This window comes from Pseudoalteromonas sp. SANK 73390 (assembly GCF_054966645.1).
In genome coordinates this window covers 258,024-282,495 of record NZ_ARPN01000109.1, presented here as the reverse complement: position 1 = coordinate 282,495, position 24,472 = coordinate 258,024, and the positions used below count along the sequence as shown (strand labels likewise).

At 40.8% G+C, this 24,472-nt stretch carries 21 protein-coding genes and 1 pseudogene; 8 read left to right on the top strand and 14 right to left on the bottom strand.

Annotated elements, in window-relative coordinates; genetic code table 11:
• Positions 1-218: 218 nt before the first annotated feature.
• A pseudogene (locus SANK73390_RS15245) lies at positions 219-1,849 on the top strand (response regulator).
• On the opposite strand, the gene msrB reads toward SANK73390_RS15245, so the two are convergent.
• The 3 genes from msrB to SANK73390_RS15230 form a co-directional block, all read right to left on the bottom strand.
• On the bottom strand, positions 1,846-2,286 hold the full coding sequence (msrB, locus tag SANK73390_RS15240; RefSeq protein ID WP_462766949.1) for a peptide-methionine (R)-S-oxide reductase MsrB: 441 nt from the start codon (positions 2,284-2,286) through the stop codon (positions 1,846-1,848). The pseudogene SANK73390_RS15245 and the gene msrB sit on opposite strands and share 4 nt — an antisense overlap.
• A gap of 9 nt (positions 2,287-2,295) precedes the next feature.
• Positions 2,296-2,781, bottom strand: a complete 486-nt coding sequence (locus tag SANK73390_RS15235; RefSeq protein WP_462766948.1) for a DUF2919 domain-containing protein — start codon at positions 2,779-2,781, stop codon at positions 2,296-2,298.
• Between the two features lie 509 nt (positions 2,782-3,290).
• Complete coding sequence (locus SANK73390_RS15230) at positions 3,291-3,539, bottom strand: RebB family R body protein (protein WP_462766947.1); 249 nt, start codon at positions 3,537-3,539, stop codon at positions 3,291-3,293.
• Between the two features lie 223 nt (positions 3,540-3,762).
• On the opposite strand from SANK73390_RS15230, the gene SANK73390_RS15225 reads away from it, so the two are divergent.
• Positions 3,763-4,185, top strand: coding sequence for a GNAT family N-acetyltransferase (locus SANK73390_RS15225; RefSeq protein WP_462766946.1), 423 nt, complete (start codon positions 3,763-3,765; stop codon positions 4,183-4,185).
• A gap of 225 nt (positions 4,186-4,410) precedes the next feature.
• Here SANK73390_RS15225 and ligA read toward each other — a convergent pair whose 3' ends face one another.
• From ligA to SANK73390_RS15195, 6 genes are all read right to left on the bottom strand, one after another.
• Positions 4,411-6,429: an NAD-dependent DNA ligase LigA gene (gene ligA / locus SANK73390_RS15220; RefSeq protein WP_462766944.1), complete on the bottom strand. Its 2,019-nt coding sequence runs from the start codon at positions 6,427-6,429 to the stop codon at positions 4,411-4,413.
• A 69-nt stretch (positions 6,430-6,498) separates the two neighbouring features.
• Positions 6,499-7,239: a cell division protein ZipA gene (zipA, locus tag SANK73390_RS15215; protein ID WP_462766943.1), complete on the bottom strand. Its 741-nt coding sequence runs from the start codon at positions 7,237-7,239 to the stop codon at positions 6,499-6,501.
• A 17-nt stretch (positions 7,240-7,256) separates the two neighbouring features.
• A complete protein-coding gene (locus SANK73390_RS15210; protein ID WP_462766941.1) occupies positions 7,257-10,652 on the bottom strand; it encodes a chromosome segregation SMC family protein in 3,396 nt (1,131 codons plus the stop codon).
• Between the two features lie 55 nt (positions 10,653-10,707).
• On the bottom strand, positions 10,708-11,439 hold the full coding sequence (locus SANK73390_RS15205) for a TrmH family RNA methyltransferase (RefSeq protein WP_462766939.1): 732 nt from the start codon (positions 11,437-11,439) through the stop codon (positions 10,708-10,710).
• Positions 11,440-11,616: 177 nt separating this feature from the next.
• Complete coding sequence (locus SANK73390_RS15200; protein WP_462766938.1) at positions 11,617-12,057, bottom strand: DUF6445 family protein; 441 nt, start codon at positions 12,055-12,057, stop codon at positions 11,617-11,619.
• 246 nt (positions 12,058-12,303) lie between these two features.
• Positions 12,304-14,799 carry a S8 family serine peptidase gene (locus SANK73390_RS15195; RefSeq protein WP_462766937.1) on the bottom strand — a complete coding sequence of 832 codons (2,496 nt, stop codon included), beginning with the start codon at positions 14,797-14,799 and terminating at the stop codon, positions 12,304-12,306.
• Positions 14,800-15,279: 480 nt separating this feature from the next.
• On the opposite strand from SANK73390_RS15195, the gene SANK73390_RS15190 reads away from it, so the two are divergent.
• From SANK73390_RS15190 to SANK73390_RS15170, 5 genes are all read left to right on the top strand, one after another.
• On the top strand, positions 15,280-15,747 hold the full coding sequence (locus SANK73390_RS15190) for a curlin subunit CsgB (RefSeq protein WP_462766936.1): 468 nt from the start codon (positions 15,280-15,282) through the stop codon (positions 15,745-15,747).
• A 24-nt stretch (positions 15,748-15,771) separates the two neighbouring features.
• Positions 15,772-17,292: a curlin gene (locus tag SANK73390_RS15185; RefSeq protein WP_462766935.1), complete on the top strand. Its 1,521-nt coding sequence runs from the start codon at positions 15,772-15,774 to the stop codon at positions 17,290-17,292.
• A 167-nt stretch (positions 17,293-17,459) separates the two neighbouring features.
• Positions 17,460-17,798, top strand: coding sequence for a CsgE family curli-type amyloid fiber assembly protein (locus SANK73390_RS15180; protein ID WP_462766958.1), 339 nt, complete (start codon positions 17,460-17,462; stop codon positions 17,796-17,798).
• Between the two features lie 2 nt (positions 17,799-17,800).
• Positions 17,801-18,223: a curli assembly protein CsgF gene (locus SANK73390_RS15175; protein ID WP_462766934.1), complete on the top strand. Its 423-nt coding sequence runs from the start codon at positions 17,801-17,803 to the stop codon at positions 18,221-18,223.
• Positions 18,210-19,052 carry a CsgG/HfaB family protein gene (locus SANK73390_RS15170; protein WP_462766932.1) on the top strand — a complete coding sequence of 281 codons (843 nt, stop codon included), beginning with the start codon at positions 18,210-18,212 and terminating at the stop codon, positions 19,050-19,052. The genes SANK73390_RS15175 and SANK73390_RS15170 overlap by 14 nt, the downstream gene beginning before the upstream one ends.
• Here SANK73390_RS15170 and SANK73390_RS15165 read toward each other — a convergent pair.
• Positions 18,997-19,692 carry a helix-turn-helix transcriptional regulator gene (locus SANK73390_RS15165; protein WP_462766930.1) on the bottom strand — a complete coding sequence of 232 codons (696 nt, stop codon included), beginning with the start codon at positions 19,690-19,692 and terminating at the stop codon, positions 18,997-18,999. The genes SANK73390_RS15170 and SANK73390_RS15165 overlap by 56 nt on opposite strands.
• A gap of 393 nt (positions 19,693-20,085) precedes the next feature.
• On the opposite strand from SANK73390_RS15165, the gene SANK73390_RS15160 reads away from it, so the two are divergent.
• Complete coding sequence (locus SANK73390_RS15160) at positions 20,086-20,382, top strand: hypothetical protein (RefSeq protein ID WP_462766928.1); 297 nt, start codon at positions 20,086-20,088, stop codon at positions 20,380-20,382.
• Positions 20,383-20,419: 37 nt separating this feature from the next.
• Here the strand turns inward: SANK73390_RS15160 and speB are convergent, their stop codons facing one another.
• The 4 genes from speB to SANK73390_RS15140 all read right to left on the bottom strand — a co-directional run bounded on the left by speB (position 20,420) and on the right by SANK73390_RS15140 (position 24,410).
• Entirely contained in the window at positions 20,420-21,343 is a 924-nt protein-coding gene (gene speB, locus SANK73390_RS15155) for an agmatinase (protein ID WP_462766926.1), read from the bottom strand.
• 3 nt (positions 21,344-21,346) lie between these two features.
• Complete coding sequence (gene speA, locus SANK73390_RS15150; protein WP_462766924.1) at positions 21,347-23,260, bottom strand: biosynthetic arginine decarboxylase; 1,914 nt, start codon at positions 23,258-23,260, stop codon at positions 21,347-21,349.
• Positions 23,261-23,491: 231 nt separating this feature from the next.
• Positions 23,492-24,082, bottom strand: a complete 591-nt coding sequence (locus SANK73390_RS15145) for a CBS domain-containing protein (RefSeq protein WP_462766922.1) — start codon at positions 24,080-24,082, stop codon at positions 23,492-23,494.
• A gap of 46 nt (positions 24,083-24,128) precedes the next feature.
• A complete protein-coding gene (locus tag SANK73390_RS15140) occupies positions 24,129-24,410 on the bottom strand; it encodes a hypothetical protein (RefSeq protein ID WP_462766920.1) in 282 nt (93 codons plus the stop codon).
• Positions 24,411-24,472 lie beyond the last annotated feature (62 nt).

The window sequence follows — 24,472 nt, the reverse complement described above, 5'->3', positions numbered from 1 at the left end:
AGCAAACAGATTAAACTCTCCTCTAACAAAAAGTATGTTAATGAGTCATTTCGCTCGCTAAAATGCCCAATGCTTTAATAAAATTGGTGTAATAGCTACTACCCAAAAAACCAATACTTTAGAATGATTTAATTTGTATCTGGTACTCTAAATATTTTAAATATACAAATAAACGACTAAACTTGAGGCAAGCCAATTGCTAGAAGTTCATTTATTACGTGAGTATTCAACCCTTTGTTAACACGAAAATTTTAATTGTTGAAGAGCAACCTCTAGCGCTTAGCTATATGAAACGCTCTTTGGAACAGTTAAGCTTTCGAGACATACAACTTGCTGAAAGCAGCACGGTCGCAAAAGAACAATGTAAAACGCACAGTTTTGAGCTCATTATATGCTCGTTCGACTTAACACATGGACAAGATGGCTACCAACTATACGAAGAACTCAAACATAAAAAACTCATAAAAAAACAACCGCATTTATTTTTGTTTCGGCCGAAACCAGCCCCACTGTTGTGCACAGCATTTTAGAACTCACTCCTGATGAGTTTTTGGTAAAACCATTCTCAATCAAAGAATTGAAAGTGAGGATAGATCGCGTTTTAAAACGTAAGCATGCTCTAAAGAGTATTTACGCATTCATTGATGACGGCAATGATTCTAAAGCGTTAAAACTCATAGATACGGATCTTGATAAGCAGAACCATGCGTACAGTCCTATTTTACTCAAACTAAAAGGCGAAATTTTACTTAGGCTAAAACGCACCGATGATGCCAAGCACTTTTATAAATCAGCCCTAGAATTACAAAAATTCACGTGGGCAAAAATTGGCTTGATTGAGACGTTAATCATAAACAATGAAGATACGCTGGCACAGCGCATGCTAGCAAGCATGATAGAGCACCCAGAGACTAGGCTCGTTGCTTTAAACTTACTAGGTAAACTTGAAGTTAAACTAAACTTACTTGAACAAGCCCAACAAAGGCTAAAAGAAGCCTCATCTATTGCGCCTCGCAATATCAGTAGGCAAAAGTCACTCGGACGAATTGCGTCTCTAAACCATGACTACGAATCAAACTACAATGCCATGAAGGAAATAGCCCTATATGCAAAAAACTCTATCCATGATGGGCCAGATGTATATTTAAATGCAGTAAGAGCTGGCATCGACTTTGCCTTAACAACTGACCAAAGCGAACAAATACAAAGAGTAACCCGACAAAGTCAGCAATATTTAGGTGACTTAAAAAAACAGTTTCCGGATGCCAGTAATCAAGCACAAATAGATGTGTTGCATGCACGCATTCACTATCTAAAAGACGAAAGTAAAAAAGCCCGTCAACTGATTGAGCAGTTAGATGACGAGCCAGCGATACATTCTGTGGATGCTGCTTTAGATAAGGCAAAAGCCTTTCACGAACTTGGCTTTCAAAATAAAGCACAACATTTGTTTACACAAATCATTGAGCATTGTAAGCATCATAAGCAAGTTAGTGACCCAATTACGATGCGCTATATTGAGCAGCAGCAACAAGAACGTAAAGATATCACCATGGGTCCTAAAGAACTAAATAACCATGCGGTCAACCAATTTAAACGAGGCCAATTAGAGGTTGCAATGGAAGCTTTTACTCAGGCTTTTAGGATCATGCCACGAAACACCAGTATTGCACTTAACTTACTCCAATGCATGTTAGATCACACCGGCAAAAGTGGTGGCACGTTTAACTCCACCCTTGCAAAAAAATGTTATCAAACTTTAAGTACAATGCCCCTTGATGCAGAGCAACATGAACGTTTCGCAAAACTTATCTCGCACATACAAGAACTGGGTTTATCACTCGATTAGAGCTTGACCATTGATAATGCATTAACACAATAACGTAACCCACTTGGCGGTGGACCATCGGGGAAAACATGTCCTAAATGTGCATCACATGCGTTGCAAATGATTTCTATGCGCTGCATACCCGCTGAGCTATCGCCAATATAAGCTATCGCATTATCCTGCACAGGTTGAGTAAAAGAAGGCCAGCCAGAACCGCTCTCAAACTTCTCATGTGCGTCAAATAATACATTATCACAGCATACGCATGCATACTTTCCTGGCTCAAACAAGCTGCAACTAGCGCTGCTATATGGCCTTTCTGTACCTTTGTTGCGTGTAACAAAGTAAACCTCGTCACTAAGCTCACTTTGCCACTGCTGTGGGCTTTTCTCGACTCGAAAGGTAGGCTTAAGGCTACCATCAGCCGCAAAATTTAAAATATCTTTCCATTTTAACATAGTAGTACCTTATTTAACTTTGCTTTGCTCTTCAGGCTCAGGCCAATCATTAAAAAAGCAGCTTAAATATTTACTCTTTAGCAAATATAAAATTACCCATAACAGCATCACCATTTGCACAGCAATAAACATCGAAAACTGATAATGACTTTGCGCAGCCTGCATACTCAACCATGTTAAATCAGCAACCGCTGTCGCTAACAGTGGCCAGCGCATATAACGCCAATACGTTGCTAACTTTTGTGAACTCGTTGGTCTGCGTAACGAAAACACAATGGTCGGCACTAACGCGACAGCACCAATACCCAATGCCACAAAAAAATGCATCTTTGACTGAAAAAACAATGACATTAAATCTAAGTCAGGGCGTCGAGCAACCGCTGAAAAAATCCACAACAGATAAGCTCTTAGAAGCACGATTAAAGTGAGGTTAAACCCGAAAGGTGTACGATATACACCATATTTGTCCCAATATTCTGGGCCATACTGCTTCATTGTTCTACTCCAAACGGGTTCATTTTAGCTATAATTGTGTTTACTCGAAGTTAAGAGCAATTAGAACCATACTGTTCATATTCTATGTATCATGGAGTTTAGCTGGCATAGATTCAAGGCTTATCGTTTAGGTTACTTGAAATTAGCCCAACTTACCGTTTATTAGCTCAAATAAAGTAATACCTGATGGCTTTGATAGGGTATTAAAAAACACTCAAACGCAGTGTTTGTTACTATTGTGTACTTTCCCTTCATTGTTTAAAAAGCACTATACAATGCACATTTATTTCTGCTCACAAATTCTAGGGACTGTGATTCTTTGAGATATGAACTTTTTTCAAATCAAGAGTTTTCAATACTAGGTATGGGCTGTGTAACATAGTAATTGATGTTAATAGCACATGACAACGCAGTGTAATCCATTGGTTGAACCTTTTAGGTATTTTTTCTACATTATCACCGAGCTTACATAGAATATGCGACGCAGGCTCTGCCTTGAGGAAACAAGGCTATTTCTTATTATTTTGCTTAACGAGTGCCATTAAGCCAACAGTGCTCAGCGCATTAACACCCTGCACTGTTGCCGCTTGCATCGTAATTTGAGCCTGCTGCTGAGCCGATATCGCATTATGAGCGTTATAACTCAAAGCCTGACTTCTAGCCATTAACAAATTTCCCATAGCCATTGCTGGCGTTTCTCCCACTACTTTTGTATTTACTTGTGTTACTGAGTCTGTTACTTGTTCATTCACTGGCATAGCATTCACCTTATTTTATGTCGTATTAATCAAGTCTTCTGATGAGTATTAAGTAACATGGCAAAAAAAGCGATTACATACTATTACAGCACTCGACCAACAAGCTTGTTTACATCAGCTTCATCAGGCAAACTAGTTGGGAGCCTATAATTGACCAAATATTTAATTTAAACAATGGAATGACTTATATTACCAAAACGATTAGCTACTTTAGGAACATCATTTGAAAATAGTACTTTCAACTTCCCCCACCCAAACACAGCTCGCAGCTATCCATCAAGGAATAGCTGATTTTAATGCACCGTTTTTGCCAAATGACACCCCACATGGCACTGGACATAAATTTGTGATAACCGCGCAAAATGGTGATGAAATAATAGGTGGTCTGCAGGCAAGTATAGCGTGGAGCCACTGTGTTTTGGAGCTGTTATGGGTGAGTGAAAGTGCCCGAGGTTCAGGTTTAGGTTCGCAATTAATGCAACGATTAGAGGTGTTTGCCCATGAACATAAGCTACATCAAATTCGCACTGAAACGCTCGACTTTCAAGCCAAGCCATTTTATGAAAAATTAGGTTTTAGCGTTTATGGTATCCTCGAAAACACCCCGCCTGAGCACACCAGCTACTTTTTGGTAAAACATTTATAATGTCAGTAGCTGACCTTGGCCTCACGCTATTATTGGCCTAACTTCACGCACATTTTAGGTATAAAGCCAGTTGCATTAAATAAGTGACTCAGCAACCAGAAAAAATATTGGCCAGTCGCTATTCTACATGAGCCATTTTTAACGTAGTTAATGACTCATGTAGCTCGCTAGAATGATCAATGGTTACACATATGTATAAAACCTGCTAGTTGTCTGCGGTCACACTCATTCATGCTCAGCAAATAATGCAATTAGAGCCTGTTCATCTAGCACCTCAATACCTAACTCCTGCGCTTTAGTCAGCTTGGAACCTGCCTTTTCTCCGGCAACTAAAGCATGGGTGTTTTTTGAAACACTACCAGACACTTTAGCACCTAGCACCTGCAACCGCGCTTTCGCATCGTTACGATTTAACTGACTCAATGTACCCGTCAATACGTAAGTTAAGCCCGCAAGCGGCTGTTCTTGCTTTGACTTTTGAGCAATATCAGGCCAATTCAAGCCTACTTCAATTAGCTTATTTACAACCTCTTTGTTATGCCGCTCATTAAAGAATGCATGCAAATGCTTGGCAACAATGACGCCTACATCGCTGACTTCTTGCAACGCATCTATTGGCGCCGCTATCACCTTTTCCAGTGTTAAAAAGTGATTTGCCAAATTTTGGGCAGTCGCTTCACCCACCTCTCGAATGCCTAGTGCATAAAGAAACTTAGCCAATGTCGTCGTTTTTGCACTCTCCAAAGCCTCTACTAAGTTTTTCGCTGATTTTGGACCCATTCGTTCCAAAGATTCAAAGTGGCCCTGCTTTAAAATAAATAAGTCAGCCGGTGTATGAACGAGTTCACGCTCTACCAGCTGTTCAACAATCTTATCTCCCAAGCCATCTACATCCAGCGCCTTTCTCGAGGCAAAGTGCTTAATTGCTTGCTTGCGCTGCGCTTGGCACACCAAGCCGCCTGTACAACGCGTCACGGCCTCCCCTTCAATACGCTCAATATGAGAGTCACACACAGGGCAACTGGCTGGAAATTCGATTTCTTTGGCGTTATCCGGACGACGTTCTAACACAACCTGCGTAACCTGTGGAATAACATCCCCGGCTCGGCGCACGATCACCGTATCACCAACTTTAACGCCTAAACGCTCTATTTCATCACGGTTATGCAAAGTTGCATTCGATACCGTTACACCACCTACAAACACAGGCTCTAAGCGTGCAACGGGTGTAATTGCGCCGGTACGCCCGACTTGAAACTCAACATCAAGTAACTGTGTGATCTCTTCTTGTGCTGGAAACTTAAATGCGATTGCCCAGCGTGGCGCTCGCGCGACAAAGCCTAACTGCAGCTGGTAAGCTTTGTTATTCACTTTAATAACCACGCCATCAATTTCATAAGCCAAGTTAGCACGTCGAGTTAAAATGTCATGATAATAGGCAAGCACCGCTTTGGTGCCTGATACTAATCGTGTTTCAGGGCACATAGGAAAGCCCCACTGCGTTAACTTTTTGAGCTGTGCAAAATGCTCATTAGGTAACTCAGCACCTTGTACCACGCCCAGAGAATAAGCATAAAACATCAATGGCCGCTTAGCCGTCACTTTTGAGTCTAATTGACGCAAGCTGCCAGCTGCTGCATTACGCGGGTTAGCAAAGGTTTTTTCACCTTTGGCTATAGCTGTTTCATTCAAACGTGTAAATCCAGCGCTGTCCATAAAGACTTCGCCACGAACTTCCAGCTCTTGTGGAATATTATCGCCACGTAAGCGCAGTGGAATGTTACGAATAGTTTTCACATTCTCGGTGATATTTTCCCCCACCTGTCCATCACCGCGAGTTGCCGCCTGCACCAATATTCCATCTCGATATAAAATCGATACAGCTAGGCCATCAAGCTTAGGCTCACAGCAAAAATCAAGCTCGTCAGCACTAAGTAAGCGCTCCTTAATTCGGCGATTAAATGCCGAAAACTCTGCGTCATCAAACGCATTGTCAAGCGATAACATAGGTACTTGGTGTGTTACTTGCTCAAATTTCCCCAGTGCTTGACCACCCACTTTTTGTGATGGCGAATCGACAGTTAACAATTCAGGGTTAGCTGTTTCAAGCGCTATTAGAGCTTGCATTAAACGGTCATATTCAGCATCTGGGACCACTGGATTATCCATGACATAATATTGATAATTGTGATCTTCTAACTGTGCTCTCAAACTAAGAATTTGACTATTTATTGACTCTGACATTGCTACCTCTAAAACACAAAAGCCACGACCCTTTAAGAGCGTGGCTTAAAATTAATTTAGCCTTTGGGCTTATGAAAACTCACGTACCTTTTCTACATAAGCGCGTACGGTACTTACACTCAATGGTTCACGATGGCTATCTAATACAGTTGCACCAAATTCATCAGCCAACTTCTTCGCAGCACCGTGGAGCATGTTAAATGCAGCTAAGCCATCACCATCGCATGGTAACGTCATAAACAAGCTCACCCCAGCAGTACTAAATTGTTCCATATTATCAATATCAAACGTACCTGGGTTAAACATATTTACTAACCTAAATAGTACCGGACCATTACCCGAAGGCTCTACATGACGATTAAAAAAGCCCTCATCCGAGTATTTAAAGCCCAGACTCAACACCGATGGCAATAAGCGAGAACCCGCCATTGTTAACCCTTGCGGCATTTCAATGTGCAAAATGATAAACTCCTGGGCTTGTGGGGCATCACTCTTTGCGTCATCAACTTGGCTGGCGCTTTGATCGTCACCCGTTTCATCATGCTCTGCCAACTCTACTGGATCAGAAGTATCATGGTGAGGTTCATCATCGGTTGCAGCAAAACTCAATTCGCCAATATCAGGCTCATCATCAAGCGTTGCTGTGCCATGTTCATCATTCGGTTTTGATTTATGACTATCTGGCTGCACTCTAGGCTGTGGTTGTTCATCACTATTCTTTTTACGCACTGACCAAAGTCCATGGATCAGCAATCCACCAATCACTAATGCGCTGATCACGATTAACGCCCATCTCAATTCTGTGGCCATCACTCACCTTTTTATTATTACGCTTGTGCCATCTGCACTGCTTGTTCAATATCAACGGCAACCATACGCGAAACCCCAGGTTCTGCCATAGTTACCCCCGTCAACCTACCAGCCATTTCCATGGCTATTTTATTGTGGCTGATATAAATAAATTGCACCGTTTGTGACATCTCTTCAACCAAACGACAAAATCGTCCAACATTGGCATCATCAAGCGGCGCATCAACTTCATCAAGCATACAAAATGGTGCAGGATTAAGTCTAAATATAGAAAACACCAATGATAATGCGGTCAGCGCTTTTTCTCCACCACTTAACAGATGAATTGTCGAGTTTTTCTTACCTGGTGGTCTGGCCATGATAGAAACACCACTTTCTAGTAAGTCATCACTGGTTAATTCCAAGTAGGCACTACCACCACCAAATACTTTCGGAAATAACTCGGCTAAGTCTTCATTAACTTGCTCAAATGTAGCTTTAAAGCGCGTTTTAGTTTCTCTGTCTATTTTCTTTATTGCCCCTTCAAGGGTATCAAGTGCGGCACTTAAATCAGCTAATTGAGTATCAAGGTACTCTTTTCGCGTTTTAGTTTGTTCAAATTCGTCAATTGCAGCTAAATTGACAGCCCCTAATTGAGACAAATTTTGGCTTACTTTAGTTAATCGCGCCTGATGTTCGTTTGGTGTTGCTTGACCTGTTAACTGCTCTAACACCGATTTTAAATTTTGCTGTAGCTCTTGCAATGGCTCTAAAGCGCCTTGAGCTTTAATCATTAACCCTTGCTCGTCTAATTTTAATTGCTGCAACTTATCATTGAGCACCTGAACCTCAGATTGCGCACTTTTCAAGCTTGCTTGTTTTTCTTGTAGTTTAGTTTTTGCTTCATTGAGCTGTGCTTGTAGCGCCAATAAAATATTTTGCTGCTGTTCATGTTCTGCTAATAACAAAGCAATTTGCTCATCGGCCTCTGCTTGCGGTTCTTGCAATAACATTTGCTCTTCTAGTAACTCTTGTAAGTGCGCATGAGCTTGTGTTTGACTTTGTGCTAAATGCTCAGCTTTTGATTGGCTTAACTGCCAGTCACTGTTTGCTTGTTGCTGTGCCAATTTTGCATCATGTAACAGGTGCTGCGCTTTTTGTTTAGCACTTAATGCAGCTTGTAGTGCTTTTTTGGCTTGTGTAAATTCACCATCAAAATGCGCATGCTGTTGCGCCAAACTTGTTAGCTGTTGCTTGCAGTCGTCCAACAGCTGCTGACACTGTATCATTTGCTGTTCTTGAAGCGCATACTTTGCTTGTGTACTGAGTAACTGCTCTGAAAGTACCTGCTGTTTTTCTTGCCATACAGCCACTTGCTGTATCAGCATATCGATACGAGTTTGGCTACTTGCCATTTCTTGAGCAAGCTGATGCACCTGTGTTTTATTCAGTTGCTGAGCATGACAGCAGTCTTTATAGGCCAGTTCTAATGTGTCTAACTGCGCACTCAAATCAGTTTTTTTCAACTTGAGTAAAGGCAACTGCTGTTCAAGGTCCCTTAATTTAGCATGCTGTAGCAATACACTACCACTTTGCTCAGCACTTGTATTACTTGAACGCCAATTTGCGCCATACATGCAAGCATTCCTGTCTATGGCAAGCAACCATTTTTCATTATCGGCATAGACTTGCCCTTGCTCAAGTAACTGAATATGGTTCAATAATGCAGGGTAACACCCTGATTCAATCACACTGGCCACAGAACCCAATACACTCGGCTGTTCCAATGGCCAAACAGCATCATTGCTCAATGCTAACGCTGATTTTAACTGTGTTAAGCCAAGCAGTGCACGTTCAACAACCTGTTCATAACCGACCTGTACACGTAAATCTGTTAGATAACTCTGCTCGCTCGTACTATTTTTTTTCACAAGTACTTGATTAAGCGCATTAACATTTGCAACACAGTTAGCATGTTCTGTTTGGCAATCTTGGTACTCATTGTAGAGTACCTCTTTTTTTCCCTGTAACTCAGTCAAACGTTCTGTGAACTCACATGCTTGCGACTGTAAACGCGCCATATCTTGCGTCTTTTCACTGTATAACTGACGTTGCTCAACAAGTTCAGCTTCTAAGTTTTGTTCTTTTAATTGGTATAGCTGCTCATCGATAACTTGATACTTCTCTTGTGCATGGGTGTAAGCCTGTTGTGCAATAGAAAAATTTTGTTGAGCTTGATGTTGTGCTTGTAACGCATTATTTTGTTGGGTTTGTAACGTTTGTTGCTGCGCTTCTAATTCACTAAAGTCTTCTAATAACGATTGATGGTGCTCATCACACTCTTGATGTTTCGCTTGATGAATAAGCCCATCTTCGATGCTTTGTTGCAATACATCATAGTGTTGTGCAACTTGTTCTTTTTGCGCGACTAATAAGTGCCCTGCCTCGCTATAAACCTGTTGCTGTTTATCAATGCTTTGCTGCACATGACGTAACTTATCAACTATGTGTATCTTTTGCTGTTCAGTGCGAGTTAGCTCAGTATGGATTTGATGAATACTATCTTGCTGGACACTTATTTCATCACTAATATGGGCCACTTTGCCCTCTAAAGTGGCAAGCACATCATCATGACCACCATGGGCGGTATTTAAAAAGTTGAGTTGTTGTTGCAATTGACCAATTTGCGCTGATTTTTCTAATTGCTTTTGGTGCAACACTTGCCACTTAAGTACCGCAAGTTCGCCTTTTAAAGTGCGCTCTTGTGCTTTTAATGCCCGGTACGATTTAGCTTCTTCGGCTTGAAGAGCAAGTTTATCGAGTTGGACTTGTAGCTCTTGCCGAACATCTAATAAGCGTTCTAAATTCTCGCGGGTACTTTTAATACGCGTTTGCGTTTCTCTTCGCCGTTCTTTATATTTTGATACGCCCGCAGCTTCTTCTAAAAAAACTCTAAGCTCTTGTGGCTTGCTTTCAATTAAACGCGAGATCATTCCTTGCTCTATAATGGCATAACTACGCGGTCCAAGGCCTGTTCCTAAAAATATATCGGTAATATCGCGTTTTCTGCATTTGCTGCCATTTAGAAAATATAGCGACTGTCCATCTCGAGTCACTAATCGTTTAATTGCTACTTGGTTCCTGTCTACAAGTGTGCCCGGTAAACGCCCTTGAGCATTATCAAATACAAGCTCGACTGAGGCTTGTGAAATTGCTTTGCGGTTAGTTGAGCCATTAAAAATGACATCAATCATCGCATCACCACGCAAATTTTTGGCTGAGCTTTCGCCTAGCACCCAACGCACGGCATCAATCACGTTAGATTTACCACAGCCGTTAGGGCCAACCACACAGGTCATGGGATCAGGGAATGGTATTTTGGTCGGTTCAACAAACGACTTGAAACCCGCCAATTTGATACTGCTTAGCCGCATATTATTATTTTTATTCACTACTTATAGAAAAAGATAGCAAAACAAGTAGTAAAAATTAACTACCGCGCTTTATATTATCTAAAATTATACCCGTTGCCATTGCCACATTAAGCGACTCAGCAGCACCAAATGCAGGTATCGTTATAGATGTATTTATATATTGGCTAGCTTGCTCACGAATACCGTGGGATTCACTGCCCATTACCAGCACTCCTCGCTTTGCAAAAGCCGTAGTATGGACGCTTTGCCCATCTAAGAATGCCCCATAAATTACGCCATCATAGCATGAGAGAAACGCGGGCAAATTAGTGCGTACAACATTAATACGAACAAATGATCCCATCGTTGCGCTGATCACTTTTGGATTTAAATGATCAGCACAGTCATCGCTGAGCACAATTTGTTTAAAACCATACCAATCAGCAACGCGAATAATCGTGCCTAAATTACCGGGGTCAGAAACACCATCTAGGGCTAGGATCATCCCTGATTCGTTTATGGCTTGTGGTTCTGGAAATTTGACTATCGCAATTGCAGCACTGTTGCTGGTTAACGTACTGGCTTTAGTCAAACTTTCATTGTCGGTCTCTATATACTGAATACTTTGCAATTGTGCTTGATGTTCAGCGATAAACTGCGCACTTGCAAACAGCTGTTCAATTGCGACATTGGCAGTCAATAGTTCCTGCACATTCTTCTGGCCTTGCACTAAGTACAGACCATGTTGTTTTCGATATTTTTTTTGCGCCAACGCGCGTAACAACTTTAATTGGTTTTTAGAGATCATAGCTACCCCAGCAGAAGAATAAGGGATTATACCTGAGGCAGCACAGAATGCGAGAGCGCGAAGTGTTAGATTACTCGTCGTCGGTCATCCAAAAAAACGTCACCGCCAAACGTTTATCCACACTGCTATGACCAAAATAATCATTGGCACTGTGTGCCAAATTCCCTTTAAATAATGCTAAACGATTGAAACAGTTTCAATCTCAAGATCTTCATACCAAGCGCTAATTGGCAGAGCCTCTATGTTTAAGGCATCGACTAAGTTTTTATAGGGCGCATATACTGCACTTCCCTCTGCAGCATGATTTGCATAGCGTAAACGGTAAAATGAAGTACCTGAGTGAGCTCTTGGTTTAGGCGTTAAATACAACACAGCCGCATAACGACACAACTGCCTATTATCGACATGTGGGTGTGCTGCACCTTCTTCATCTCCAACTAAAATTGCAGTGTTAGTATCAACCACAACCTGATTAGATTTTGCAACCCAAAACTTATCTTTACCTAACTTTTCTTTCACCCATAGCTCAACTTGCTGACGCTCTTCATCTATCAACGCGTTTGGTATCGCTGGTAATTCCTCTTTACCCGTTAGTTTGATATGGACATATATCGCCAAAATGACTTCTAGCCTAGATATAATGATAAATACCAGTCATTTTATTTCTACCACAATTGAAGTAAATATATTTTTAAAATGGTTTGTAATGACTGATGTTAAATTTAGTCAAATACTCTAAGGGGTTTAGCGAAGGTTTGCACCTTTAAGTGGGTAGGTTTTTAATATTGAAAAAAATAGTGACATAAAAGTGCAGATAATTTTTAAAGAGGGGCTGTTATGCCCCTCTATTTTATATGAAAACGATTATCTAAAAGTCACTGTCACTTCTTCTGAACAGATATTTTCGCCAACACAGATTTTATATACATACTGCTGCTGTGTAGCTTGACGAATAAAGTCACGATAAATACCTGTATTATCCGCTGTGGCTACCTTAGCGCCATCACGATAAACATCGATACTATCTGATGATACCCCATGATAAGCAAGTTCAACACGCGCATAATCTAAGCGTGTTTTGTTTGCACGCTTAACTTTAAGTTCAATTTCTTGGTCAACTACAGTTACTGAATGTACTTTAGTGCTTGTAAGACCGGTTTCATCTGTCACAGTCAATGTCACGTCATAAGTGCCTGCACTTGCAAACTCATGTGTAGGGTTTTGCTCAGTTGATGCATTACCATCACCAAAGTCCCAAGCCCAACTAGCAATATCGTTATTTGCATCAGTACTTGTATCTGTGAAAGTCGCGGTTAGCATATCAGCGACAAAGCTAAAGCCTGCCACAGGTTCTGCAGGTGACACATCACCCAAACCGGTCAACGTTAATGACCACTGGTTTAATGTGCCTGTATCTTGCGCAAAAGTATCTTCTACTGTTAATACCCAATCACCGGCTGCATTCTCACCATTGAACGCATCTGACTCAAACGAGTCATTAATATCATCAGCACTGCCACCCGCTTTATTATGAAGCGTTGCAGTTGTACCTGCAGGTGACGTTAATGTCACAACCAAATCACCAATGTATGTATGGGTAATGTCTAAGAAAGTACTTGAGTCAAACACAACTACATCATCATTTACACTAATAACTGAAGTCACAGCCGTTGGGTCATTATCAGGGATGTCTACACTTGTATCATTGCTATAGTTGAACTCATTTAATCCTTGAGGATAAACAAACAACGACACTTGTTTAGTCTCAACAAGCTCTCCACTGGTTGCGGTTACATTAAATGTATAGCTGCCCCAACTGGTATCGTCTGATGTTGGTACTGTTAATGAGAAGCTTAGACCTGGTTGCACAACATCTGTTGACAATACAGCACCTGGTAAATCACTTTCTACTGTAAGTGCAACATCACCCGTCCAATCAGCAACTGATAACACATCAAAGTTATAAGTGGCACTTTCACCAGCAACAATTTCTTGCGAAGCAGGGCTTGCTGATAATCTAAAGCCAGGCTCAGGATCGGCATATTCAAGCGCACTAGCTGCATTTAAACGCTTACCTGATACAACTTTGCCGTTTAACGCTTCATTATCATCACCAGAGTCCATAAGTACTGCTTTAAGCTCTTGCGTTGTTAAAGTTGGATTAACAGAAAGTGTTAATGCTGCGACACCCGCAACGTGTGGAGTAGCCATTGACGTACCAGAATAAGTATCATAACCGCCACCTGGAACAGTAGATAAAATAGCTGAACCTGGTGCGCCTAAATCAACACTAACCAAACCCCACTGAGAAAAGCCTGACATCGCATCGGTATCAGTGGTACTTGCAACAGATAACACTGACTCATGCTCATAGCTTGATGGGTAATGTGGGCTTAAGTCATTATCAACCGCACTGTTACCTGCTGCGGCAACGAATAAAATACCCGCTTGCTCAGATGCGGTTAATGCATCTGCCATTGCTTGGTTAAAACCACCGCCGCCCCAGCTATTGTTTGACACTCGCACATCAACACCCGCTTCACGTAAACCAACTAGGTAATCGATACACTTGATAGCATCTGAGGTTGAACCACTACCAGATGCATCTAAGAATTTACAACCAACAATGGATACTTCATGGTTCACACCGACTACACCTGTAGCATCGTTACCCACTGCACCAATAGTTCCTGATACGTGTGTTCCGTGGCCTTGGTCATCCATAGGGTCGCCTACATTAGTAATCGCGTTGATACCGTGGATATCATCAATGTAACCATTACCATCGTTATCGATGCCATCTCCTGGGATTTCATTAGGGTTTATCCACATATTTGCAGCAAGATCTGGATGCGTATGATCAACACCCGTGTCAATAACACCAACCACCACATCGCGGCTACCAATAGACACATCCCATGCTTCGGGTGCATCAATATCCGCATCTGCAACACCACCAGTTTGACCTGTATTATTTAAACCCCAAAGCTCACCAAATCTAGGATCATCTGGCATACCCTGAACACTCACTTTATAATCAGGCTCTGCATATTCAATTGCTGGATGATTATTTAAAGCTTTAAGTGCATCCTTTACATCACTTTTGTCTAACTTGAATTTAGCCAAGCGACCTTTTAGAACATGTCGATATGCATCATCAATTTCATCTTGGTTAAGGTCACTGATTTTAGCTGCAACTAGCTTTCTCGCCGAAATACGCTGCTCTTTTGATGCATTTTTCTTATAAACAACGATTAGCGCGTCATCAGCAGCACTTATTGTTTCTTTATCAATATGAATAGCAGCCTGTGAAAGACAAGGAATTAATGCAAGAGTTAGAGCTGATAATTTTAATTTCATTGTTGGGATCCATTAAGTTTATTGTATTAAGCCGCATGCAACACGCATACAACCTAAGTAACAAGTAGCTTCAAATATTGACGCTACTCACTTAGAGTTCCCGCTTATTTAAATTGAGTATAAAATAAATCTACTAGCACTTTGTCATGCACAATAACAAAGTGCTCAAACATAAAATTTAGCAACGCACTTAGCAAACACCAAAAACATGCATCGTGCAAGCAAGTAAGTCTAAAATCACAAAAACTGATTAAAAGCATAAGAAAGCACATTAAATTAACAATAATGTATGAATAAAGTATTCTAACCACCCAAATAAAACCAATACTTTTTTACTGCATCTTATGAATAGCTTCATTAAAAAATTTCAAATTACTGTTTTATTTACACTTTTAATTCATTAAAATTTCGTATTCCTTCTTCAGGTACTCTTCTCTAATGTGGGGTACAAGGTAATCAGTGACGTAAAATTGAAACAATATGATAACAAAGAACAGGGCTCACCTAGCAACATCACACCGCACTCGCTTTAACAAGCTCGCGGCAATGCTAGCTACCTTGATAAGTTGTCATGGCGCTTTTGCAAGCTCTGAAGACCTAAAAGAGTCCCCCTTATCTTTGAGTATAAACCCTTCGTTGTCGGTACATGCACAGTTACAAGCAACGATAAAGCAAAACGGAACATTCAATAAAGCAACGATAAAGCAAATAGGTAACGAGTTGAACTTGGTGTCACTCGTGCAATTGGGTTCAAACAACTTGGCCGAAATAACACAAGCAGGCGCTAACAATAGCGTTAACTTGGTTCAATATGGCGATAACAACTTTACGTCCATAGTGCAGCAAGGTGACGCCAATATCGTAAATCTAACGCAACTTGGTGAACAAACACTGCTGATAAACCAACTTGGTAATGAGATGGTGCTCAACGTCAGCGTTACAAAATAAAACTGGATACACAAGGACAATATCATGCTTAAAAAATCACTCATCACCTGCGCCATTGCAATGGCGCTAGGTTATGGTACTGCAGCTTTCGCAGCACAGCCTGATAGTAAAAATACGCAAGATACAATTCAAAGCGACTTCATGGCTGGCGCACAACAAAACCGTGTAGAAATCACACAAAACTCTACAGCGGGTGCCACTACTGGTAACGAAATTAACTTATTGCAAAGTGGTGAAACCAATGGAGCACAAACCAGCGTAACTGGCGATGCAAACCAAATTTCAGCAGAGCAAAAAGGTAATAACAATGTTCAACTTACTCAAGTTAACGGGCAAAGTAATCATATAACTAACTACCAAACAGGTAACGATGCTGCCACAAAAATTGAACTAACTGGCGACGCTAATATGTTGTCGTTTGCGCAAAGCGGCGATGCGGGCCAAGGTGGGATTGGTAATCAAATAAGGCTAAAGGCACAAGGCGATGATAATATCGTCAATGTGACTCAAAGCGCGGGCGGACATTGGGCATTTATTGATGACTTAGAAGGTCACAATAATGAAATCACAATTGATCAGCACGGCGAATGGCACGAAGTCAAACTTAATGAAATCATTGGCGAAGACAATGAATTTGAAATTAAGCAAGAGGGTTATTGGAATGTAGTCGAAGTTAATGAGTTAACGGGGAACGACAACGACCTAGAAATAAAACAAGAAGGTGACCGTAATAACTTTCAAATTGATTTATTAAATGGTGATGACAACAACCTCAACACGCAGCAATTTGGCAACACAAACTCAATTGAGTTTGCTGTTATCGAAGGTGAAGAAAATACATTAATCGTTCAACAACGTGGCGATGATAATGACTTTACCAGCGGTATGATTTTAGGTGCCGACAATACCCTAAATGCACAACAATCTGGCGAACTAAATGAGCTAGAAGTTGACATTGTAGGGGATGATAACGCCTTTAACTCAACACAAATAGGCGATCAAAACAAAGCGTATATGGGCACAATTGGTGATAATAACCTATTTACCAATATCCAGCTCGGTGATAATAATGACAGTCACATTGCCAACTTTAATGGCTCAGACAACACCTTTGCAATTAACCAAGTTGGAGACGCCAACAAAGCACTAATACAAACGTCTTACCCTGATACGGCTTTAGCAACAACAGGTAACTCAATATCTGCTACCCAAAATGGTAATGAAAATGGTGTGAGTGTGACTTTGAGCAGCGAAGTAGCTAGTCAAAATAACACCATCGATTTGATGCAAGACGGTAATTTAAATGCCATCGACTTAATGCTAGAAGGCTCTAACAACAGCGTTGATATTGCCCAAACGGGTGACATGAATATGGTTGTCGGCCTTAACCAAGGTGCTTTTGAAATAGCTGGTAACGACTTAAGCTTTAATGTTGTGCAAGACGGCACTGGAAACTTAGTTGAAGGCAGCATGTCTCAGCTAAACGGTGATGTATCTGTGACCCAACTCGGTGATTACAACACGACTACAATCGTACAGCAGTAATTTAATAGACAACCAATTAAAAGTGGTGCCTCAGGGCACCTTTTTATTCCTAGGTACAACCTATGTCAATAGAGTGCATTAGCAAATTAATACCTGAGCGCTTTAGTCTCTTCATCAAGTCAATACGTGTATTCATCACGACAGTGACTATGTGTTCGCTTCTGCTGATGAGCACAGTGAGTAAATCAGTCGACATTGGTGGCTTTTTATTAGATCAAAGTATCAGCCGCTCTGGGCATAATTTTTACCGGCAGCTGAGTGTCCTTTGGCAAGATATTCCTTCAACAGCAGGCGCAACTGTGACTATCAAGGAAACATTAATACCTAAAGCTGGAACAATTTTAACCGTAGAACTAAATAATCAGATGGTCTACACCACCTACTTAGGTCGGCGTTTAAAACCCATTGACGACCAAGTAGAACAAGCGGCACTTATTTTAATTAAAGTACTTGCTAGTAATAACTTCAGCAAGTTTAGTGATGACTTATCAAGCAGTGGTCTATAACTATGAAAAAACACCTACTCTTTATGTTGGCTATAAGCCAAAGTAGCTACGCCAGTGAGCTAGTCTACACACCTATCAACCCTAGTTTCGGCGGTAGTCCGCTCAATGCTAGTATGCTAATGAATAAAGCCCAGGCACAAAACAAACACAAAGCGCATACGGAACCAAAAAGTTATGCTGAAAAAATGCAGGAGTCACTTGAGCGATCTTATATCAATAGAATCGTACGTGAAGTAACTGACTTAGCATTTGGTGAAAGCTCTGACGAAAACGTCTTTGGTCAGGATTCAATATTTACCAGCGGGGACCACCAAATTAGAATGCTAACCAGTAACCCCGATAGCATTACAATAGAGATTACGAACCTTATCTCTGGAGAAGTAACCACAATAGAGATCCCGAGGTTTGCTAATGCGCTTCCATAAAATACAATTTATTAGCTTATTTTTCATAACCTTAATTTCAAGCGGGTGCTCTCATATCGCAAATACCCTACCGCCAGAAATAACTAAAGCGCAAACATTAGCACCAACAGATACCTATGAGGATCTCAATTCATTACCAAAACCGATGGGCAGCATTCCTGTTTCAGTTTATTCATTTCGCGATCAAACAGGCCAATACAAACCAATTGCCAACGTTAGTTCATTTTCTACTGCGGTGACACAAGGTGCCTCTGCGATACTGGTTCAAGCACTCAGTGAAACGCCATGGTTTGTCCCCGTTGAACGTGAAGGTTTGCAAAATATTCTCACGGAGAGAAAAATCATCCGTGCAGCACAAGACAGTAATGGCAATGAAAGTGACAAACTCCCACCACTTAAAACGGCTAAAATTATTCTCGAAGGCGGTATTATTAGTTACGACTCAAACACTAAAACCGGAGGTTTGGGTGCTGAATACTTTGGTATTGGCTTATCTGAGCTATATCGCGAGGATGTGATTTCTATTTATATGCGAGCAGTAGATGTACGCACAGGCGTTGTATTGACCTCCGTTGCAACAACAAAAACCGTGTTAAGCTTTGAAGTACGAGCTGGTTTTTTTAGATATGTCAGCTACAAGCGACTTGCTGAAGCTGAAGGGGGTTATACTAATAACGAGCCTATGCATATCTGTGTAAAGCAAGCTATCGAAAAAGCATTAGTAGACCTTATCCATAGCGGCATAGATAAAGGTATTTGGTCTGCCCGCCCCCCTACTCAGAATAAGACCGAGTCAACGCATCAGGAAAAAATTGCCTCGCCCAGTTAAGCAACTCTATACGGTTTCTTGATTTAGTTTTTCGAAAAGCGCTATAGAGATGAGTCTTTACAGTATGATCGCTAATATGTAATCGATTAGCGATCTCTTTGTTTTGCGCCCCTTCAGCAATTAACTTAACGATAGTTTTCTCACGTTTGGTTAAATTAAAGGTGCCATCTTCAAGTTGCGGTGCCGGCGATGGACTGCTGAAGATAGCATGCTCTATTAATAGTTCAGAAAAAGTGCTACTGATAATGCTGCGTCGAAACCAGAGTTCACCTTCTTTCATCGCTTTGATGCCTTTTAGTTTTATATCCGGCTCATCTTTGGCATAAATGACCCCCTTAACTCCCGCTAACAAGGCTCGGCGTTCATCAACCAGACCTTCCGAGGCGTTAAATAATATAAGTGACTTTCTTTTCGCTAGTACCGCCATATCAAAAGAATATACTTCTTCACATGAAAAGCCGGTTAAGTCTACAAAAACCATTTGCTCAATGGGAAGCTCCATCAGTGCTTTATCGCATTGAAGTACATTGGCAGTTATATTTAAAAGTTTAAGTAAGCTTCTAATGCTATCAAGGTTTTCATCCGATCTACATACAGCAGTTCGGGTTACTATCGTCGCTTTACAATTTACTTTGCCCATATTCGTTCCTACTATACTGAGTGGCATATTAAACCTATGCCTATGCTGTTCCCGTGTATCTTCAAGCTACACAAAATCCACTTATATGTAAATATTATGTTTTATAACCAATTGAGTCATATTTTATAAAAAAACAATAAAATCATTTACATCATGAATTTAGGCAAAAAAAGACAATAAATATTTCGAACTTTTTTTTAACAAACCATACATAAATTATTATTCTTTAAACATCAGCACCTAAAACTAATAAATTTTTATTAAAGTAAACTCTCTCACGGCCGATTTATCTAAAGTATGAGTGGATGATTACGATATTCTTTTTGTCGTGATTAACATTACACAGCAAATTAGTGTATGTGGTAATAATGAAAAAATGTAGGCTAAATAAGTATGGGGATTGAGTTTAATGTGATCATATTAAATATGATCGTGCTTAGTATTGCGTATGGGCTTATTTATCCTTACTGCGCCAACACACTGAAAAAAATATCATTGCAAGATGCGATAGCTGCAAGTGTATCTTTATCCGTTGTCGGGTCAGTTTTTTATCACAGTGACGCACGCTTTAGCTTTATATTTACTGATATGAATTGGTTTTGGTTTACACTGGTCTCCTTTATTGCTCTCGAAGTTCCACTGTTTATCTGGTACGCCAAGCGTTACCACTTACCTTTTCCTAGTCGCTAATAAATGCCAAACATGTCATTCGACATTTATTAAATGGTTAGGGTCGATGTTTTATAGCCCAAAGGTGCAATAACTCATATGCAATGGTCGCAGCCATAATTGCTGTTAACTCACTTTGATCGTATGCTGGTGAAACTTCAACAACATCCATACCTATGATATTAACCCCTTGTAGAGCACGTAAAATCTTTAATACTTTGTCGCTACTTAATCCTCCACACACTGGCGTGCCAGTACCTGGCGCAAAAGCGGGGTCTAAACAGTCAATATCAAACGTTACATATACAGGTAAATCCCCCACCCGTGATTTAATCAGTTGCGCTATTTGAGTCGCGCTTAAATCATTTGCTAGCATCGCATCAATAACATCAAAATCATGATTATCTTGATTGTACTCGGTACGTATACCAATCTGCACTGAATGCTTTGCGCTTATTAGGCCTTCTTTTGGTGCATGATAAAACATGGTGCCATGATCATAGCGTGAGCCCTGACTATAAGTATCAGTATGTGCATCAAAATGAACCAATGCCATTTGCCCATAGACTTTATGATGCGCTCGCAACAGTGGTAAAGTTACAAAATGATCTCCACCTAACCCTAACAACGCTTTACCTTGTTGTATTATTTGCTGCACTGCCAGTTCGAGCTGAGCGGTAAAATATTCAGGATCACCTACAGGATAAGTAAAATCCCCCGCATCAGACACACTCAACTTATCCCACAATGAAAAATTCCAAGGGTATTTCCTCGACTCCCATGCTAAATGTACTGAGGCTCGACGAATCGCATCAGGTCCGAGGCGCGCCCCCGGACGACCCGATGTTGCTAAATCAAACGGTAACCCTAGCACCACGACATCAGAGTTAATATTCGTCATATCATGCACCATCGGCTGGCGTAAAAATGTCATACCATTTGAATATAAAGAATGATCGGTATGATCAAATAGCTGGCTCATAAGTTACACACCTTCTAGATAAGTATACCCATCAAGCCCGTGCTCAAGCTCAGCAAGATAAATTGTTTGCTCATGCTTAGGTAATTTGCTTTTTACCAACTTCGCAAAGTTAGCTTTAAACTGTGCGACATCTAAGTGCACATACCTCATCATATCAGCAACACTATCACCAACATCTACTTCGCCTAAGTGTAACAAACCATCATTGTCTAGTGTTGCAACGACCGTATGCGTATCTCCAAATAAGTTGTGCATATCACCCAGTATCTCTTGGTAGGCACCCACTAGAAAAAAGCCAAGTAAGTAGGGCTGGCTAGCATGGTACTCAGGCACTGGTAATGTACTTTCAATACCTTGTCCATCTACATAATGTTCGATAGCACCGTCAGAGTCACACGTTATATCCAATAGTACTGCACGCTTTTTAGGCTGAACATTTAAACCGCTTAATGGCAATACAGGAAAAACCTGCTCAATACCCCATGCATCCGGCAAAGATTGAAATAATGAAAAGTTAACAAAGAACTTGTCAGCTAACTTAGCACTGAGTTCATCAATGATTGGACGATGAAAACGGTTTTTGTTATCCATACGCATATTAAGTTCATAACATACTCTGAGGTTAACTTGCTCAGCCCAAGCTCGCTGCTCTAAGCTCAATAGCCCCATAGCAAATTGATCATGAGCTTGGGTTATATCACTTTGTGTATCATGATAAATTTCAATCAAAGCACGGTCATCTCGCTGTCCATTTAGCGCTTGCCATGATGTCCACATATTATGTAACAAATGAGGGGCGTCTTGAACTGGCGCAACCATCACTTCAGGCTGATAACTCTCTGTACCAATCACATCAGTGATCAGTACCGCGTGATGTGCCGTAAGCGCACGTCCTGATTCAGAGATAATCTTTGGCATCGGTTGCTGATACTGTTTGCATGTATCACCTATAGTATGCACGATGTTATTGGCATATTCCGCCAAACTATAATTCATCGAGTTATGTGATTGGCTTCGAGTTCCATCGTAATCAACTGCAAGCCCACCACCCACATCTAAGCATTGTAACTTGGCACCCAAACGGCGCAATTCACAATAAAAGCGTGCGGCTTCACCCACACCAACCCTTACATCTCTAATATTGGCCATTTGCGAGCCAAGGTGAAAATGCACTAATTGTAATGCACTTAACAACTTAGCCTGCGCTAGCTGATTTATCACCGTCAATACTTGAGACGCAGATAAACCAAACTTAGACTTTTCTCCACCACTAGCTTGCCACTTGCCTTTACCTTGGGAAGCTAATCTAACGCGCAGCCCTAAACGTGGTGTTACGTTCATCTCTTTGGCTTGCGCCATAACAATATCTAACTCTGAGCGTTTTTCTAAAACAATATAAACTTGGTGACCAAGCTTCTCACCTAGCAGCGCTAAACGCACATATTCTTTATCTTTATAACCATTACACACGATAACTGCGGAAGTTTGTTCACTCATGGCAAGCACAGTTAATAGCTCAGCCTTACTACCAGCCTCTAAGCCTAATTGTTTTTTTGGTGCTTTGGCTTGGCTCGCTATAATTCCTTCAACAACCTCACGTTGTTGATTAACTTTAATTGGATATACCAACAAGTAGTCTTCAGGATATTGATAATTCGCAATTGCTTGGTTAAATGCATCACAAATACTATGTACACGCTGGCTTAAAATTTGAGGAAAACGTATCAAAGCAGGTAAAGTATACCCTTGAGACTGAATCTGCTGAGCGATGTTTTCTAAAGTCACGGCATGCTCTGGCTGCGCCAGTTTAGGCATTGCGGTAACCGCTCCTTGCTCATTAATGCCAAAGAAACCTTGGCTCCAGTGGCGCACGTTATAACAATCACGCGCGTGTTCAGAAGAAATATCTTTGGTCATTATCGTTCCTTAAAAAGGTAAAATACTCAATGCTTATTTTTGCGCATTAAAATAAATTCACGCTCGTATGTCTAACGAAATATTTCACTCGTCTAGAGCAATAAAATCACTTATTAACAACAAAAAATTACACACGAAAAAGGCACCTTTCGGTGCCTTGGTTTTCATTAACTTTATTTTACAAGGAACATCAAATTACTCTGACTTATCAATCAAAGTGATTGGAATTAGTTAAATCTCAGCATGATGCAATAAGCTATCAACAATTTCGCTAAATGAATTTGCAGACTTCACTTGATTTAGTGAAGACCCCGTCATACGACTAATATCAATCAAATCAAAATAGCCACATATCTGCTGTGGAGTTTGACTGACCACCAACAAATGTTCGTGACCGGCCATTTCCATACTTTCTACTATGTCTCCAACACGCGCACTACCCACGGCAAGTTCATTCACACTATTTAAAGATGATAAGGGAGTCATGACATCAGATACCGTCATATCTGCACGAGGAATGCCTTTTTTAGCTGATATTTTAAGTACATAGCTACTAGATAGCCTCGCTTTTGAAATGAGACCCAGCATATTATTATGTGCATCTACAACAAAGCTGATACGCATATGCGTTTGCTGCATAATTAATAAAGCATCATCTAACACTGTATTGCTATCAATGAGTTGTGGTGGTACTTGAGCAAAGCCATGCATCACTTCACGAGCTGGGCTATCAAGAGAAGTTATTACGCTATTATCAAGCGCAATATCAAAATGAGTATCTATAGCAAGCGCTTGGCTGCCAATTGTTTGGTATTTAGACATGAGAACACCTTTATATAAGCTGACGAAAAAAGTTTTTTTAATATGCTTATACAGTAGGTGGGGCGCGAATGCTTAATTGTAGGTATTGTGATACACGAGGTGACTTTGCACCTTGCTCCGCACAAGCAGTACTAGCCGTCTCTAACTGATAGTTTACGGAGCCAACTATCAGCTCTTGAGGGTCGTGGTCAATTGGGTCTGAATCTATAAAAACACTTTGTTGCTGTTCGTAGTGATTTTCAACTTTTGCATAACTCATCGGCGCGTTGATCACAGATAGGAACAACACACACAAACAAGATACGACAAACCACTGACTAAAACGCATTCAGACTCCAAAATAAGATAGGCAAAAACTACCAGTGCCTAACTTTAGTGTATGGGCATGAT

Coding starts and splice junctions, on each gene's coding strand:
- SANK73390_RS15140 (WP_462766920.1), bottom strand. CDS start 24,410: ATGCGTTTTAGTCAGTGGTTTGTCGTATCTTGTTTGTGTGTGTTGTTC.
- ligA (WP_462766944.1), bottom strand. CDS start 6,429: ATGTCAGAGTCAATAAATAGTCAAATTCTTAGTTTGAGAGCACAGTTA.
- SANK73390_RS15160 (WP_462766928.1), top strand. CDS start 20,086: ATGGGGATTGAGTTTAATGTGATCATATTAAATATGATCGTGCTTAGT.
- SANK73390_RS15145 (WP_462766922.1), bottom strand. CDS start 24,082: ATGTCTAAATACCAAACAATTGGCAGCCAAGCGCTTGCTATAGATACT.
- SANK73390_RS15195 (WP_462766937.1), bottom strand. CDS start 14,799: ATGAAATTAAAATTATCAGCTCTAACTCTTGCATTAATTCCTTGTCTT.
- SANK73390_RS15210 (WP_462766941.1), bottom strand. CDS start 10,652: ATGCGGCTAAGCAGTATCAAATTGGCGGGTTTCAAGTCGTTTGTTGAA.
- SANK73390_RS15230 (WP_462766947.1), bottom strand. CDS start 3,539: ATGCCAGTGAATGAACAAGTAACAGACTCAGTAACACAAGTAAATACA.
- SANK73390_RS15235 (WP_462766948.1), bottom strand. CDS start 2,781: ATGAAGCAGTATGGCCCAGAATATTGGGACAAATATGGTGTATATCGT.
- speB (WP_462766926.1), bottom strand. CDS start 21,343: ATGAGCCAGCTATTTGATCATACCGATCATTCTTTATATTCAAATGGT.
- SANK73390_RS15190 (WP_462766936.1), top strand. CDS start 15,280: ATGATAACAAAGAACAGGGCTCACCTAGCAACATCACACCGCACTCGC.
- SANK73390_RS15205 (WP_462766939.1), bottom strand. CDS start 11,439: ATGATCTCTAAAAACCAATTAAAGTTGTTACGCGCGTTGGCGCAAAAA.
- zipA (WP_462766943.1), bottom strand. CDS start 7,239: ATGGCCACAGAATTGAGATGGGCGTTAATCGTGATCAGCGCATTAGTG.
- SANK73390_RS15175 (WP_462766934.1), top strand. CDS start 17,801: ATGAAAAAACACCTACTCTTTATGTTGGCTATAAGCCAAAGTAGCTAC.
- SANK73390_RS15180 (WP_462766958.1), top strand. CDS start 17,460: ATGAGCACAGTGAGTAAATCAGTCGACATTGGTGGCTTTTTATTAGAT.
- msrB (WP_462766949.1), bottom strand. CDS start 2,286: ATGTTAAAATGGAAAGATATTTTAAATTTTGCGGCTGATGGTAGCCTT.
- speA (WP_462766924.1), bottom strand. CDS start 23,260: ATGACCAAAGATATTTCTTCTGAACACGCGCGTGATTGTTATAACGTG.
- SANK73390_RS15165 (WP_462766930.1), bottom strand. CDS start 19,692: ATGGGCAAAGTAAATTGTAAAGCGACGATAGTAACCCGAACTGCTGTA.
- SANK73390_RS15170 (WP_462766932.1), top strand. CDS start 18,210: ATGCGCTTCCATAAAATACAATTTATTAGCTTATTTTTCATAACCTTA.
- SANK73390_RS15185 (WP_462766935.1), top strand. CDS start 15,772: ATGCTTAAAAAATCACTCATCACCTGCGCCATTGCAATGGCGCTAGGT.